Source organism: uncultured Bacillus sp. (genome assembly GCF_958411575.1).
Lineage (GTDB): Bacteria > Bacillota > Bacilli > Bacillales > Bacillaceae > Bacillus > Bacillus spizizenii.
In genome coordinates this window covers 40900-55752 of record NZ_CATYRA010000005.1, presented here as the reverse complement: position 1 = coordinate 55752, position 14853 = coordinate 40900, and the positions used below count along the sequence as shown (strand labels likewise).

Here is a 14853-nt window from a genome sequence, read left to right as displayed (position 1 = left end):
TCAGCCAAGCTTGTTATCTATCAGATTCAATTTGAAATGAAGTTTTTTTCAAAAAAACCCTTGCCTTAAAGCGGACTTTAAGGTTTATCGTTATGTTGAAGACACGATAAAACATAAATAAGTGCATGTTTTTTACAACACTTATGATGAAGAAAGGATAGGTTCATATGTGTAATCAACATCAAACCCGTGTATTAAGCGTATCACATGCAAAAGCCAAATTTGAGCAAACGACGATTGAAAGAAGAGAATTACGCCCGCATGATGTCTTAATTGATATTCAATTCAGCGGTATTTGCCATTCAGATATCCATAGTGCATTCGATGAATGGGGCGGGGGCATCTTCCCCATGGTGCCCGGACATGAAATAGCCGGTGTCGTAAAAGCCGTTGGAACAGAAGTGACCAAGTTTGCTGTCGGGGACCGCGTTGGTGTCGGCTGTTTTGTTGACTCCTGCGGAGAATGCGAATACTGTCTCAGCGGTGAGGAACAGTTCTGCACAAAGGGTGTTGTTCAAACGTATAACTCACTAGACTACGATGGAAATCCGACGTATGGCGGGTACAGCCAAAAGATCGTTGTAACTGATAGATTTGTTGTCCGAATTCCAGACAGTTTGGAAATGGATGTTGCCAGTCCGCTATTGTGTGCAGGTATTACAACGTATTCCCCGCTGAAACACTGGAATGTTGGGCCTGGTAAAAAGGTTGCCATTGTAGGAGTTGGAGGTCTTGGACATTTGGCAATTCAATTTGCACATGCGATGGGTGCAGAGGTAACCGTCCTAAGCCGCTCCATGAATAAAAAAGAGGAAGCTCTCGAACTTGGGGCAGATCATTACTTTGCAACAAGTGACCCAGCTACATTCACTGCACTGGCCGGGCGTTTTGACGTGATCTTAAATACAGTATCCGCGAATCTTGATGTAGACGCCTATTTATCAATGCTTCGTATAGACGGAACACTTGTAAATGTCGGAGCACCTGCTGAGCAAGACACATACAGTGTGTTTTCTTTAATCATGGGACGTCGCAGCCTTGCAGGTTCTCTTGTCGGCGGAATTGCAGAAACTCAAGAGATGCTTGATTTCGCTGCTGAGCATGGCATTGCACCTAAAATCGAAGTAATCCGCGCTGACCAAGTGGACGAAGCATACGAACGTATTCTCCGAAGTGATGTCCGGTATCGATTTGTGATTGATATTTCCACATTGTAAGTCTAAAAATGGGTTAGTCCTTAAATGGGCTGACCCGCTTTTATTTACTGAAATTGACGAAAAACGATCTCCTTAAGCAAATGTTTTGAAGACCGGTCAATCTTCCTGTTATTCTATGGGCATAAAGAGGTTATAGGAGGTTTTTGATATGAGCAAAAAAATTGCCGTTCTCGTTACAGACCAATTCGAAGATATCGAATATACAAGCCCGGTAAAAGCATACGAAGAAGCTGGCTACAGTGTCGTAGCTATCGATTTGGAAGCCGGCAAAGAAGTTACCGGTAAGCATGGCGAGAAAGTAAAGATCGAAAAAGCGATCTCAGATGTGGATGCTAGTGATTTTGATGCGCTTTTAATTCCTGGGGGATTCTCTCCAGATTTGCTTCGTGCAGATGACCGTCCGGGAGAATTCGCGAAAGCGTTTGTCGAAAATAAAAAGCCTGTTTTCGCTATTTGCCACGGCCCGCAAGTATTGATTGATACGGATCTATTGAAAGGCAAAGATATCACAGGTTACCGCAGCATCCGCAAAGATTTAATCAATGCCGGCGCAAACTACAAAGATGCAGAAGTAGTCGTCAGCCACAATATTGTTACAAGCAGAACACCTGATGATTTGGAAGCATTTAACCGCGAATCATTAAATTTGTTGAAATAACGAGAAGGCACAGACTGTTTAGGTCTGTGCCTTTTTTCAGTTAAGACCCCTTGTTTACATTCTGAAAGACAGCAGTCGCATCCCACACATTTAAGCCAAATTGACCTTCTACGAATGCGGAATCATTGGCATCGATCACAAGACGATCATCTAAATAGATTTTAAAGTGATCGCCTTGAGCTTCAGTTTTCAGATGATACTTTTTATTTACGTCTATCGGCGTTTTGTATTCGGCAATGACAGAAGCGACACCGTTCTCAAATTTAAAGAATTTCACAAGATCATGCTTCGCATCCACGTTGGCAAGATAACCGTTTTGGGCATCTTTGTCAGAGCGGAACATAAGCGCTCCTGCCCCTCTTCCGTTTCCATCCTTAATGGTGATATCAGATTCATAGGTGAAGTCTGACCCGGATGCTGAAGACATGATAAAGGAATCGCCGTCCGATCTCCCTTGTTTCCCCTCAATTGTGTCGGCCCACGTGCCATTTACAGTCGTCCAGCCAGTCAAATTCGAGATAAAAGGTGACGTTCCCCACACCTTTTTTAAAGGATATATCGTTAAAGATTTTAGCTTTACACTGCCATTTGCAGCATATAATTCAAGACCTTTGCTTGATCTATCCGGGAGAATGATATCAGTTATGACCTGCTGTCCGTCATTCCCAAATACTTCAACTGAAGAGCGGTCGACAAAAATGCGCATCTCTACCTTTCCATTTATCGGTTTCAGCGGAGCGGTTTGTTTTCCGGTGTTAAAGGTCGGATTAAAGGTGACGTTCCCCGACTCGCTCCGGTCAACGAACAGTTTGGTGTTCTTTCGGTCATAGCCGACTTTTGTAAATTGATTTCTGCCTGTTCGAACTTTAAAACCAAATTCAGCTGCTGAACCTGGGGTCACTTGAAATTCTGCATGTAATTCATACGTATCTCCAGATAGGCCCGCTAACACATTTTGGCTTGCGGGCGATATGGTCTGATTCTTCCACCTCTTAGGGGTCTCGCGAATGGTTTGCAGCTCTTTTACCGGTGTTTGGACGACCCTTACCCCTCCAGTAAGCGTTTTCAATTTTAACTCTCTTGGAATGGAGGCTGCACTTCTCCATGGGGATGTAGGAACATCATTCGCATATTGCCAATTGCTCATCCAGCCTAACCAAAGCCGCCGGCCGTCTGAGGATGGAATATCAGACCAGGATACAGCCGCATAAAAGTCTTTGCCGTAATCCGTCCAGAGAACTTTGTCTGACGGATTTTCATTTTTAAAATGAGTTCCATCAAAGTCCCCTACGAAATATTGCATGCCTGATCCCCCCGAAATCGCCCCGTTTCCGACACTGACCTGCATCACCCATTTTTTTTGATTCGGATTGCCGTCTACCGGAAGCTCAAACAAATCCGGGCACTCCCATACTCCCCCATGACTTCCTTGTCCCTGTCCAAATTCACTTGCATACGTCCACTGCTTCAGATTTTTGGACGTATAAATGAGGATTCGGTCTCCGGCCGCCAGCACCATCACCCACTTGTTTTCTTTTTCATACCAAAAGACTTTTGGATCGCGAAAATCTTTTTTTCCCGGGTTTGGAATGACAGGGTTGCCAGCGTATTTCGTCCACGTTCTTCCTTTGTCATTGCTATAGGCAATGCTTTGCACTTGATGGCCTTCCCGATCCTGTGTATAAATGGCCACAAGCGGCTTCTCTTTGCCTGTTTGAAAACCGCTTGTGTTATTCCTGTCTACAACTGCGCTTCCAGAAAAGATCGTGCCTTTGTCATCCGGAGCCAGCGCAACAGGAAGGTGCTCCCACGTAACCAAATCTTTGCTCACGGCATGCCCCCAATGCATGGGGCCCCACTGAAGCCCGTATGGATGGTATTGATAGAACAAATGATATTCTCCAGCATAATATACCATCCCGTTTGGATCATTCATCCAGTTTGCCTCCGGTGTGAAATGATATTGAGGACGATAATCCTCATCATAGTAACTTGTTGAATCGGCTGCCTCAACCGCAAATGCAGTAGTGAACAGCAGGGTGAACATGATGATGACTTGGATAAGTCTCTTTTTCATTTGTTTTTTCGCTCCTCTCTTCATGTTTGAACACTTTCAAGAGAGACTGCTGCGTGAGTTGATTCGTTTCTGGCAATTCTCCTCAGTTTCGCTGTTATCCGAACAATTGATATATGATAGACTGCTGCAGTTTCTCTCTTCTTCCTTACATCACCGAGCTTATGCTAAGAATCCAGCCCAATATCCAAGAATCCCGATAATAAAGATCCCGCAAATAATGAGAAGAGGATTCACACCTTTGCGCAGCATCCATGCCACCAATAATGTTAACCCTAGAGGCAGCGCACCCGGCATAATGCTGTCTAACACATTTTGTACGGTTTGAACATCCACTTTTCCGCTTTCATCCTTAATCCTGGACACAACGATTGGAATGTTGATCGTGGTCCACTTGGAAACGAGAGCTCCCATTACAAATAACCCGAGAATCGAAGCACCCTCTGTAAGCTTTTGAATGCGATTCCCCGCTAAATCCTGCAGAATCTCCATTCCTTTCACATAGCCATATTTTAACCCATAATATTTTGTGCTTAATCTTATGGCGTTCAGCAAGAAAAAGAATAGCAAAGGGCCGGCAATGTTTCCTCCTACAGCAAGAGATGCCCCTAACGCAGCTAAGACCGGGCGAATCGTTCCCCAGAAAATCGGATCGCCTACACCCGCTATCGGGCCCATCAAACCGATTTTCATTCCGCTTATTGCTTTTCCATCAATTCCTTTATTGTTCGCCATTTCTTCTTCCATGGCAGCCGTCACACCGAATATAGGCGCTGTCAGCCACGGGTGTGTATTAAACCACTCCAAATGCCGCTGCAAGGCTTCGTTTCTTTTCGCTCCAGGTCCGTACAATTTTTTGATCGCCGGTATCATGACATAGCAATACCCCATGGCCTGCACACGTTCGAAGTTAAAGGAGCCGAGCAAAAAATTTGAACGAATAAACATGCTGAAAATTTCTTTTTTCGTTAATCGTTTTTCTTTTTCCATCTATTCATCACCCCTCATTGTTTAGGCATCAAGGTCATCGTCATCATAAACAGCCACATGGCCGCCATCTGAAGCGGCAGCAACTGCTCCGTGAGCGTTATGTTTTTGCATCACCTGCTGGTATAAAAGTGCCAGACAGAGACCAAGGGCTCCAAATCCCACTAAGTTGAAATCGGTAAACGCTGCTAATAAAAATCCAATATAGAAAAATGGCTTCAAATAAGGAATATTCATCATATTGATCACCATGGCATATCCGACAACCACGATAATGCCTCCGCCTATTTGCAGCCCTTTTGTAATCACATCCGGAATATTTCCCAAGAACGCCTGAACAGCGCTGACACTGATCAATGCGACAATCAATGTCGGTATCATCACGCGCAGTGCTTGAAACACCATCGCGGTTATATGCATAATTTCAATTCCTTTTATATTCCCTTCTTTTGCATATCGATCAGCGCGGTGAATGAAAAAGACAGTGATCGTCCGCACAAAAATAGTCAGCGCCTGACCAGCAGCTGCTAAAGCAACAGCAACCGCAATCCCTTCGCCAATTCCCTGATCGGCGGTAATGACTAAAATGGTTGAAATGACAGAGGCGATCGCTGTATCAGGTGCCATGGCAAGGCCGACGTTCATCCAGCCCAGCGCCATCAGCTCCAGAGTCCCTCCGAGAATAATTCCTGTTTTTAAATCCCCGAGCACCAAACCGACTAACGTGCAGGCCACAAGCGGCCGGTGTGTCTGCCCCTCATCCAACACACTTGCAATGCCGGTGATTGCTGCAATGATTAACAACAAAATAATTTGTAATGAAGACATATTCTCATCCCCTTGATTATTTTGTTACGTTCCGTAAAATCTGTACAAAGTCCTCGCTGGCATCTGAAGGCAGCTGCCTCAATTCCAGCTTCACGCCTAGGTCACTTAATGTTTCAAATACCTTTATATCTTGCTCAGTGACGCTGACTGATTTTGTGATTTGCCTGCGATGATTTTCGAAACGCATTCCCCCGACGTTTACGGTTTTGATCGGCACACCTGCCTCGATAAGAGATATAATATCGGACGGATTTTCAAACAAGAGCATTGCCGTTACTCCTTCATAGCGCGGACTATGAAACGCTTTTGCCATTTTTGAAACCGAAACGGCACTCGCCTTTACATTTGAAGGTGCAACAGAAAGGATCAGCGTTTTTCTCATTTCGTCCTGTGCAACATCATCGGAGACAACGATAATTCGGTCTGCCGCATGCACTTTAATCCACCTTGTCAGGATTTGGCCGTGAATAAAGCGGTCATCAATTCTGGCTAACACAATGTTCATCACAATTCATCCTCTCTTGTTTCTTGATTGGCTGTTTTTACTTTTTCTAAATGTTCACTGCACACTTGAAAACTTTTCCGGCTCATTGTTTTTAAGTTGTTCAGCAAATCTTTAAGTGCCAGATGTTCTCTCAGGCTTAATACCTCCAGCAGAATCGGCAGGTTTACGCCGGCTGCCATATCCATTCTTTGATCCTCAGCAATTAAAGAAGCTGCCGCGTTATATGGCGTTCCTCCAAAAATATCGACTAAAAAAAGCACTTCATTTTCTTCCGGAATGTCCTTGAGCGCCTGACGATATTTTTCTTGCAGCGTTTGAATGCCTTCCCCTTTAAAAAACGGCACTGCAAGCAGGTTATTTTCTTCACCGAATATCATCCCTGAAGACTCTTTTAATGCTATGGGAAAATCTCCATGACCGCTGATAATAACTGAAATCATATCCATTGCTCCTTTCCTGTTTTGTACATCCATATATAATGCAAGGATCGTGCCAACAAAGTTGTGTTAAGCGTTTTCATTAAGTTTTCAGCCAATGACAGTCTGTTGTTGAAACACTTGGAATCAAAAAAATAAACCTGTATTAAAATGGCGTTCCATTTAATACAGGTTTATATGTAAAAACCGCTTTTAAAACAGCTGGCCATGCATTTCTTCAGCGAAAATGGCGGCTATAAATACTTTTTCATCATCACTTATGCGAAGTCCAAGCTTTTCTTCATATGGCGCTAATGTCTGCTCTATCACGTTCACCATTTCTTTCAGCTGATCATTTATCTCTTCTTCCTCTGAGAAAGCAATCGGATGCTGCTTAATCACCCTTTCAAAGGCGAACGCCGTATGCATGATCACTTTGATCAAAACGGCATTATTGAATATGGACCCCAGCTCATCTTGAACAGTATGCAGCCACTCTAATAACATTTCGATAATATGGTGGGGGTTCAAGAAGACAAGGTACTTTTTTAAGCTATCTTCACAAAGCTCCCTGACAATGATATTTACTTCGTTCAATCCATTGCTCAAGGGGATGCTGCCTTTGGTAATCGCCTGTTGAATCAGCTTCTCTCCCTCCCCTTCAATTAACACTTCTAACGATACATGCGGAGCATTGATTTTAGGGTCTTTCGTTCCGACTGTCGCAAGGATTTCATACTCTTTTTCGATTTCTTTTATACTGTTTGCCAATTTAATGGATGAAACGGTCAATATGTGAATCGGGGTATCGGAAGCCTTGTTTACGATCGTGGTCAGGATGTCTTCCAGCTTTTTGGCCGTTCCGCTGCCTGTCGTGCAGATGGAGACCAGCGCTTTCTTTTTGCCGGATGCCGCTGGCTGCCGCTCCCATAACTCAATAAAATCCTTCGTGACCGATTGATAAATCGCATGCAAATTCAAATCCAAATAATTCACCTTTCTGACAGCATCCAGCACCATTGAGGTCGTCACATTGCTGATAGTTTTGATGGCAATGCCTGTCTTTTCCTCAAGCTGGCTTTCCAGCATCGCAAGTGACCCCATGTCTACAAGCATTAAAACACCTTCGCCTTCGTCAACCTGTTTCATTTTTTCCGCTACGCATTCGATAATGTCCGAAGGTGAAACAGAAAGCGGCATATCAACTGCTGCAATTGGAGTGCTTCCTAACAGTTCTGTCGCGACTTCAACCATTGAACTCGCCGTGCTATTTCCATGTGCAGCCACGATAATACCGACCCTTTTGTTCTCTTTTAACGATTTGATGGAGTGAATCAGCATCGTTAAGTAGATGACCTCTATTTCCGGAATGGCCACTTTAAAATATTCTTGAATTTTACCTTTAAAAATCATCGCCACCCGATATTCTTTCACATGAGTATCACGGATTTCATCAGTCTCCTGTGTATTTAAAACATCAATTTGCTTACCGCGCTTTAAAAATGCGTCAATATGCATACTCAAGAAATAAATAAATTTACGGTCAAAAGTGCAATCCAGCTCATGTTCAGCTATTTCTTTTAACTGTTTGGTCATTTGAATCACGTCATCTTCAACGAATGTCAGCAGGCTGTCCTTTTGAAACGCCCGATGATGAAAAAAACTTCTGACATGCAAATGGATATCAGTTAAGATGTATTGATTAATATCTTTTTTGGATAACCCTTCTTTCATGAGGGTTTTCACTTTTTCTTCGATCAAATGATACAAGTTAAATGAGAGGTCCTCGTCAATTTTTGTTGTTTCATCTTCTACAATCGGAGAGATGATCGTTGTAATATTGACATATTCAGAAATGGCTTTGCTCCTTTGCATATTTTTGCTGCTGGACATCCATTCTTGCTTGATTTCATCCGGCAGATCCCGAACAGTCAGCTCAATAACCTCATGTCTGTCAAGGTTGTGCAAAAACCCGTGTGCACAAACTAACTGGACATTTGATTTCAGCTGTCCCACATTTCCAAATTTCGCAGAATGAATAAGCGCATTATAGACATCTATGTGCACACTCAGATTTTTCTTAATTCGTTCTGCTTCTTTCCCTAATAAAAACGTCGTCAGATCCACCCTTTCTTTAAGCGATCGTTCTTCAAGCGAAGGAATATGAATGGTCATTGGGATTCTTCGCAAAAATGTTTTCAATAGTGCAGAACTCGGGTTTTCTGTAGTGGCACAAATAAACAATACGTTTGATGTTCGTTTATGTTCAGATTCTCCAAGCCGGTTATAAGAACCGCTGTCAATAAAATAAAACAACATTTCTTGCCCCTCAGGAGGGAGGCGGTGGATTTCGTCCATAAAAAGAATGCCTCCATTGGCTTGTTCGACTAAACCAGCCTTATCCTCGCCGGCACCTGTAAATGAACCTTTTTTGTGTCCGAATAATTGAGAAAGCAGTAATTGAGGATTGTTGTAGTAATCTGCACAGTTAAATGTAATAAATGGTGCACCCGACTTCAAAATGTCAGAGTAAATGGCAAACTGGTAAATCCGGTTCGCAAAAAGGGATTTACCGGAACCTGTCGGCCCTAAGAGGAGCATGTGCAGACCGTTCGGCGGATAAAAGACAGCTGCTTTTGCCTGGGAGATTGCTTTCTTCAAGCTGCCTTTTGCCCCAATCATAAGCTCTAGAGGATTCGTGGAAATATGTTGATGATTCTGTTCTGGATTCCCGGAAAACGGCTCCAGGCCTTTCACTTCCATCATCTCTGTATCCCATTTTTTGTTGCATAACCTTTCCGCTATCTCGACTGGGAGGTATCGCACAGGAAACGTTTTAATTTTTATGACCTTTTTGGACCGGACGAGATTGTTCAATTCAAAACTGACATTGGACCGCTCCATTTTCAGCTGCTCAGCAATTTCCTTTGCTGAATTTCCCTGTACTTTTAAAAGATGATCTAAGCTGGAGTCATGAAAATTATGCATGAGCTGATGATATATTTTTTCTATTCTTTTCACGTCTATCATCCTTTTTCCTTATTAGATAAGTCATTAACAAGAATATTCCGAATTTTTATGGCGGACAGCCTTGATTTTATCTATTGTTACACTTCCGGAAAGGTCTCAATAGCAGATTGACAACGTTATCTTTTATGCTTATGTGTTTATCACTTCGAATCATTTGCATCTCATATTAGTATTTTAGATTCGCAGTTCTTCAGGGCAGGATCCCTTCCAAAGTAATAATCAGTAAACAGTTTATCATTCTTGAGGAATGCAATGATGTCAAAATCATGAATGACAGAAAATGAAACTTATGAACCAGGACAAATTCCCTGAAATACATCCCCCATCCATGACAACAATTGAAAAACAAAAAAAGGCGGACACTCTATGTGTCCGCCATAGTGATTCACGATAAGAAATCAGGATGCAGCAACTGCTCGATCTTGCTCTTTTCATTATGCAACACTTCTTCATCTTTACAATATACCTGAAAGGTCAATGAATCAGTAAACATAAAAACTTTATTTCCATCAGCAAAGAATAAATAATGATGATTTCTAGCAGCCATCTTGCCCAGGATTGAAAGATCACCGATATGATCAATTTGATATCCCCTGCTTTTTTCAATCAAAGCGGGCGTATGATCATACAACCCGTTCCCTATTAAAAAAGCCTTGTACGCTTCATAGGCGTCAGCAAACTCATCATCCATTATATCGTCCAGATGACATTCTCCCTCCCAGTCATTACTTAGAAATGGCGTAACAACAGTTTGTCCGAAAGTTGATAGATAAGGAGATATCCATTGAAAAAATAGATCCTCCATATGGACCCACTGTTTTTTCGAGATTTTTATGTTTGAATATGAATTCTCGACTGAGTCAAAACCAAATGATTGATAAAAATCTTTTATGATCAGCATATTCTCCGGGAGACCAATCATGATGCGATGTTTATTATTCTTTTGATGCTCCCAATCAAAAAACTGATATTCTGATAAAATTGTCAATAGCTTTGCTGTATGTAGTTTCATTATATGTCCTGCCTCGTGTCATTCATCCTTCTTGAATGAGCTGGTTCTATTATGCATACTGTCATCATATATCCTAGCAAAACAAAAAAGATATCGTCAAAACGATGTCTTTTTGCCATTACATATTTGTTCCTGTTTTCACTCGGTCAAGAATGACAGTTACGCCCGTAGGACGTTTCACCAGGATCTCTTTTCCTGGTTCGGCATTGAAATCCGCAATTGAAATCGAGTGAATGCCCCAGTTATCTGCGCCTAAGTTATATTGATACATAGAAGCATCACGATCATGTATCACAATTAATAGATTTTGTTTTTTTATAATTAATTCAGAACCGGGAATTCCATCTAAATCAACTCCTGGTGTGTCCTTATACAGCCCGATAGACGGTGAACCAAGAACTTGATAGAATCTTAAGTTATGTGTTTTATGATGCAAGACTTTTACACCCTGTTTACCGCCATCAACTGCTAAAGATACTAAATCAGTGACACCATCTCCGTCTGTATCAGTCACCTGATTTAACCCCCAGCTTGCTCCGATTTTGTATGTAAAGCTGAGGCCTGACAAACTTTGAATTTCAAGATGTTGTCCGAGATTGTATGCCATTTCATTGCTGCCATCTCCATCTAAATCCCAAGTTCCCATATAGGCTCTTACAGCTGCTTGTGAGCTGTTTGGAAACATTGCTGTACATAATATTAATAACGCAAGTGTGGAAGCCATAATCGAAAGTAAAAGGCATTCACCAGCTTTGCAAACAAGGAAAATTTTATTTTAAAAATTTAAAAATTAAACATTATATTCTCTTAGATGGTATAATATCCGATAAAACTTTATTCATCTTTATTATTGGAGGAAAATAAAATTGACAGGCAATTCTAACAAAGACAATTTGGGACAACAGCAAAAATTGTCTAGAGGCCTTAAAAACAGGCATATACAATTAATGGCGATTGGGGGGGCAATCGGGACTGGTTTATTCTTAGGATCAGGAAAATCCATTCACTTTGCTGGACCATCTATTTTATTTGCTTATTTGATCACCGGAGTCTTTTGCTTTTTCATTATGCGTTCGCTCGGAGAACTGCTCTTATCAAATACGGGCTATCACTCTTTCGTTGATTTTGTAAGGGACTATTTAGGCAACATGGCAGCGTTTATCACTGGCTGGACCTACTGGTTCTGCTGGATTTCTCTCGCGATGGCTGATTTAACGGCGGTCGGGATTTATACGCAATATTGGCTTCCCGATGTGCCTCAATGGCTGCCGGGTCTTCTTGCGCTTATTATCCTGCTGATCATGAATCTTGCCACCGTTAAGCTTTTCGGAGAATTAGAATTCTGGTTTGCATTGATCAAAGTCATTGCCATACTGGCTCTTATCGTAACTGGTATTTTTTTGATTGCGAAAGGTTTTTCCGCATCTTCCGGCTCAGCTAGCCTCACGAATCTTTGGAAGCACGGCGGCATGTTTCCAAATGGATGGCATGGATTTATCCTTTCATTCCAAATGGTTGTTTTCGCTTTTGTGGGAATTGAACTTGTTGGGCTGACAGCAGGTGAAACAGAAAATCCCCAAAAAGTGATCCCTAAAGCCATCAATCAAATCCCTACCCGGATTTTACTTTTTTATGTCGGCGCACTTTTTGTCATTATGTGTATCTATCCTTGGAATGTTTTGAACCCAAATGAAAGCCCATTTGTTCAAGTCTTTTCTGTTGTAGGCATCGTTGCCGCTGCCAGTATGATCAATTTTGTTGTATTAACATCAGCTGCATCAGCGGCCAATAGCGCTTTATTCAGCACAAGCCGCATGGTCTATTCTCTTGCCAAGGATCATCACGCACCTGGATTATTGAAGAAACTGACTTCATCTAGAGTTCCAAGCAATGCGCTTTTCTTTTCAACCATCGCCATTCTAATTGGCGTTAGCCTGAATTATATAATGCCCGAGCAAGTCTTTACACTGATTACAAGTGTTTCTACAATATGTTTCATTTTTATTTGGGGCATTACAGTGATTTGCCATTTGAAATATCGAAAAACAAGGCAGGATGAAGCGAAAGCAAACAAATTTAAAATGCCTTTTTACCCATTATCCAACTACTTAACACTCGCATTTCTCGCGTTCATTCTTGTTGTATTGGCACTGGCGAATGATACACGTGTTGCTTTGTTTGTCACTCCGGTCTGGTTTATTTTATTGATTATTATGTATAAGGTACAGACCACCAGAGGAAGTAAAGTAAAATAACAAAAAGACAAGGGATAACACTCCCTTGTCTTTTTTGTATGCGCCGGACACTCAATAACAATTAATAAATGATACTGCCGGACTTCACTGAGGCTACTATTAGATACTGCTTTCATGCAATTGTATTTTCATTTAGGCGACCAGCCAACGGAGCCGAATCTTAATTCAAACCAGTTTTGATTCCAAAACCTACTAATATAATACCGGTTACTTTTTGGAACGCTTTTTGGAACTTAGCGTTTTTCATCCATTTTTTTGCGAAATCAATAATATAAACGAGAAACAGGAACCATAACACCGCTAATAAGGTTAGGATTGAAGCTAAAATGATGAGCTGCTGGTTTATATTCCCCTTCAGATTGATAAATTGGGGCATGATTGTAACATAAACCAAAACAGTTTTAGGATTGAGAATGTTACTAAGTGATCCTTGCATAAAGGAAGTTTTATAATAACGTTTAGGAGAATTTCCCGTAGTTGTTGCTTGGGATTGCATGTCATCTATAGAAAACATGCTTTTGGCAAAAAAACTTTTGATTCCTAAATAAATTAAGTACGCTGCTCCCAAATATTTGATCGTTGTGAAAAGAAACACCGACTTTGCAATAACCACTGATAAACCTAAAATGGCGATAACCGTCCAAAAGGAAAGTCCTGTTGCCAATCCAAGAATGTTATACCGGCCCGCCTTTGCGCCGTATCTAAGGGTATTTTTCATAACAAGCATTGTATCTGCCCCCGGTAAAATAACCATCATGGCAGCGATAGGTATGTATGCGAGTAAGCTGTGCATTTCTTCTCCCCCTTTAAAAAATCCACATAACATATAGTGACTACAAAAGTAACCACTTATAAAATTGTATCAATGGGTTTGGAATAAATCAATATGGTTTGTTAAAATAGCGATTATAAAGGCAACGACTGCTTTTTATATTGGAGGATGTATGAAGGAAAATATGTTAGACATTTTAAAAAACCTCAATTTTACCGAATATGAATCAAAAGCATATCTTGCTTTATTGCAAGAATCGCCTTTAACCGGTTATGCCGTCGCAAAAAAATCCGGAGTGCCCCGTTCTAAAATTTACGAAGTCCTGGAAAGCCTTGTCATCAGAGGAGATGTTTTTGTAAGTCATGGAAATACGCCTCAATATGTCCCTGTACCCGCTAAAGAACTGATTAAAAATCGCCGGCTCAAGGCGGAAGAGCATTTTGATCAGGCTGAGAAATACTTTGAAAAATTCGAGCAGACTGCAAATGACCGGGAAAATATCTGGAATATCACCGGACGCAATGAGATTCTCGAAAAGGTGAAAGCTTGTATCTTATCTGCCAAAAAAAGAATCCTCTTAGAAATATGGAAAGAGGATTTTGAAGAGATAGAATCAGAGCTAAAACAGGCAGCAAATCAAGGTGTTATTGTTACCATTATTGCGTACGGAGACATCGTATCTGATTTTGCTACTGTTTACCTTCATGATATGAGCAGTGAAATTACAGAAGAGTATGACGGACGGTGGCTTGTCTATAGCGGGGATGATTCAGAAGTAGTAGCAGGTATCGTCTCTCTTGGCAACGACAGCCGTGCTGCATGGACAATGCATGTAGGTTTAGTCATGCCTATAACTGAAGTGATTATTCATGATCTGTACCTCATGGAAATTCTGAAAAAGCATAGAGGGCTTTTAGAAGAAAGTTTTGGAGAAAATCTCATTCGGTTACGCCGCAAATTTTCTATCCACTCGGATTTCAAAAAACATTATTTAGAATAGTGTGTGGCATCATTTAACCAAAAAACATGGCTTGTACAAACAAGCCATGTTTTTTTATGCATGACTCCCCCGCTCTGATTTACTTCTTTTAAAAAAATG

The 14853-nt window shown here is 41.5% G+C and carries 14 protein-coding genes; 4 read left to right on the top strand and 10 right to left on the bottom strand.

All coding sequences use genetic code 11. The features are described 5' to 3' along the window. Nucleotides 1–167: 167 nt before the first annotated feature. Nucleotides 168–1217 (top strand): formaldehyde dehydrogenase AdhA, encoded by a 1050-nt coding sequence (adhA, locus tag Q5C82_RS09620; RefSeq protein ID WP_003225995.1) that lies wholly within the window; start codon nt 168–170, stop codon nt 1215–1217. Between the two features lie 148 nt (nt 1218–1365). Then, entirely contained in the window at nt 1366–1875 is a 510-nt protein-coding gene (yraA, locus tag Q5C82_RS09615) for a cysteine protease YraA (protein WP_013308024.1), read from the top strand. A gap of 40 nt (nt 1876–1915) precedes the next feature. Here the strand turns inward: yraA and Q5C82_RS09610 are convergent, their stop codons facing one another. The 9 genes from Q5C82_RS09610 to Q5C82_RS09570 all read right to left on the bottom strand — a co-directional run bounded on the left by Q5C82_RS09610 (nt 1916) and on the right by Q5C82_RS09570 (nt 11373). Further along, on the bottom strand, nt 1916–3952 hold the full coding sequence (locus tag Q5C82_RS09610) for a GH32 C-terminal domain-containing protein (protein ID WP_003225992.1): 2037 nt from the start codon (nt 3950–3952) through the stop codon (nt 1916–1918). Continuing rightward, the gene (locus Q5C82_RS09605; RefSeq protein WP_136975863.1) at nt 3885–4028 is read right to left on the bottom strand and encodes a hypothetical protein; all 144 of its coding nucleotides are present in this window, start codon (nt 4026–4028) and stop codon (nt 3885–3887) included. Before Q5C82_RS09605 ends, Q5C82_RS09610 begins: the two co-directional genes overlap by 68 nt. Before the next feature lie 83 nt (nt 4029–4111). Next, nucleotides 4112–4939, bottom strand: coding sequence for a PTS fructose transporter subunit IID (levG, locus tag Q5C82_RS09600; protein ID WP_003225990.1), 828 nt, complete (start codon nt 4937–4939; stop codon nt 4112–4114). A gap of 21 nt (nt 4940–4960) precedes the next feature. Continuing rightward, a complete protein-coding gene (levF, locus tag Q5C82_RS09595; protein ID WP_003225988.1) occupies nt 4961–5764 on the bottom strand; it encodes a PTS fructose transporter subunit IIC in 804 nt (267 codons plus the stop codon). Nucleotides 5765–5780: 16 nt separating this feature from the next. Then, nucleotides 5781–6269 (bottom strand): PTS fructose transporter subunit IIB, encoded by a 489-nt coding sequence (gene levE / locus Q5C82_RS09590; protein ID WP_003225986.1) that lies wholly within the window; start codon nt 6267–6269, stop codon nt 5781–5783. After that, complete coding sequence (levD, locus tag Q5C82_RS09585; protein WP_003225984.1) at nt 6269–6709, bottom strand: PTS fructose transporter subunit IIA; 441 nt, start codon at nt 6707–6709, stop codon at nt 6269–6271. The genes levE and levD overlap by 1 nt, the downstream gene beginning before the upstream one ends. Nucleotides 6710–6898: 189 nt before the next feature. Further along, a complete protein-coding gene (gene levR / locus Q5C82_RS09580; protein ID WP_003225982.1) occupies nt 6899–9706 on the bottom strand; it encodes a transcriptional regulator LevR in 2808 nt (935 codons plus the stop codon). Between the two features lie 394 nt (nt 9707–10100). Next, nucleotides 10101–10727, bottom strand: coding sequence for a hypothetical protein (locus tag Q5C82_RS09575; RefSeq protein WP_003225979.1), 627 nt, complete (start codon nt 10725–10727; stop codon nt 10101–10103). A 118-nt stretch (nt 10728–10845) separates the two neighbouring features. Further along, nucleotides 10846–11373 carry a hypothetical protein gene (locus tag Q5C82_RS09570; protein WP_230939502.1) on the bottom strand — a complete coding sequence of 176 codons (528 nt, stop codon included), beginning with the start codon at nt 11371–11373 and terminating at the stop codon, nt 10846–10848. A gap of 220 nt (nt 11374–11593) precedes the next feature. Here Q5C82_RS09570 and Q5C82_RS09565 point away from each other — a divergent pair, with 220 nt between their 5' ends. Next, nucleotides 11594–12982, top strand: a complete 1389-nt coding sequence (locus Q5C82_RS09565; protein ID WP_003225972.1) for an amino acid permease — start codon at nt 11594–11596, stop codon at nt 12980–12982. A 160-nt stretch (nt 12983–13142) separates the two neighbouring features. On the opposite strand, the gene Q5C82_RS09560 is transcribed toward Q5C82_RS09565, so the two are convergent. Beyond that, on the bottom strand, nt 13143–13775 hold the full coding sequence (locus tag Q5C82_RS09560; RefSeq protein WP_003225970.1) for a LysE family transporter: 633 nt from the start codon (nt 13773–13775) through the stop codon (nt 13143–13145). A gap of 151 nt (nt 13776–13926) precedes the next feature. Here Q5C82_RS09560 and Q5C82_RS09555 point away from each other — a divergent pair, with 151 nt between their 5' ends. Further along, entirely contained in the window at nt 13927–14754 is an 828-nt protein-coding gene (locus Q5C82_RS09555) for a TrmB family transcriptional regulator (protein WP_003225968.1), read from the top strand. Nucleotides 14755–14853: the final 99 nt, after the last annotated feature.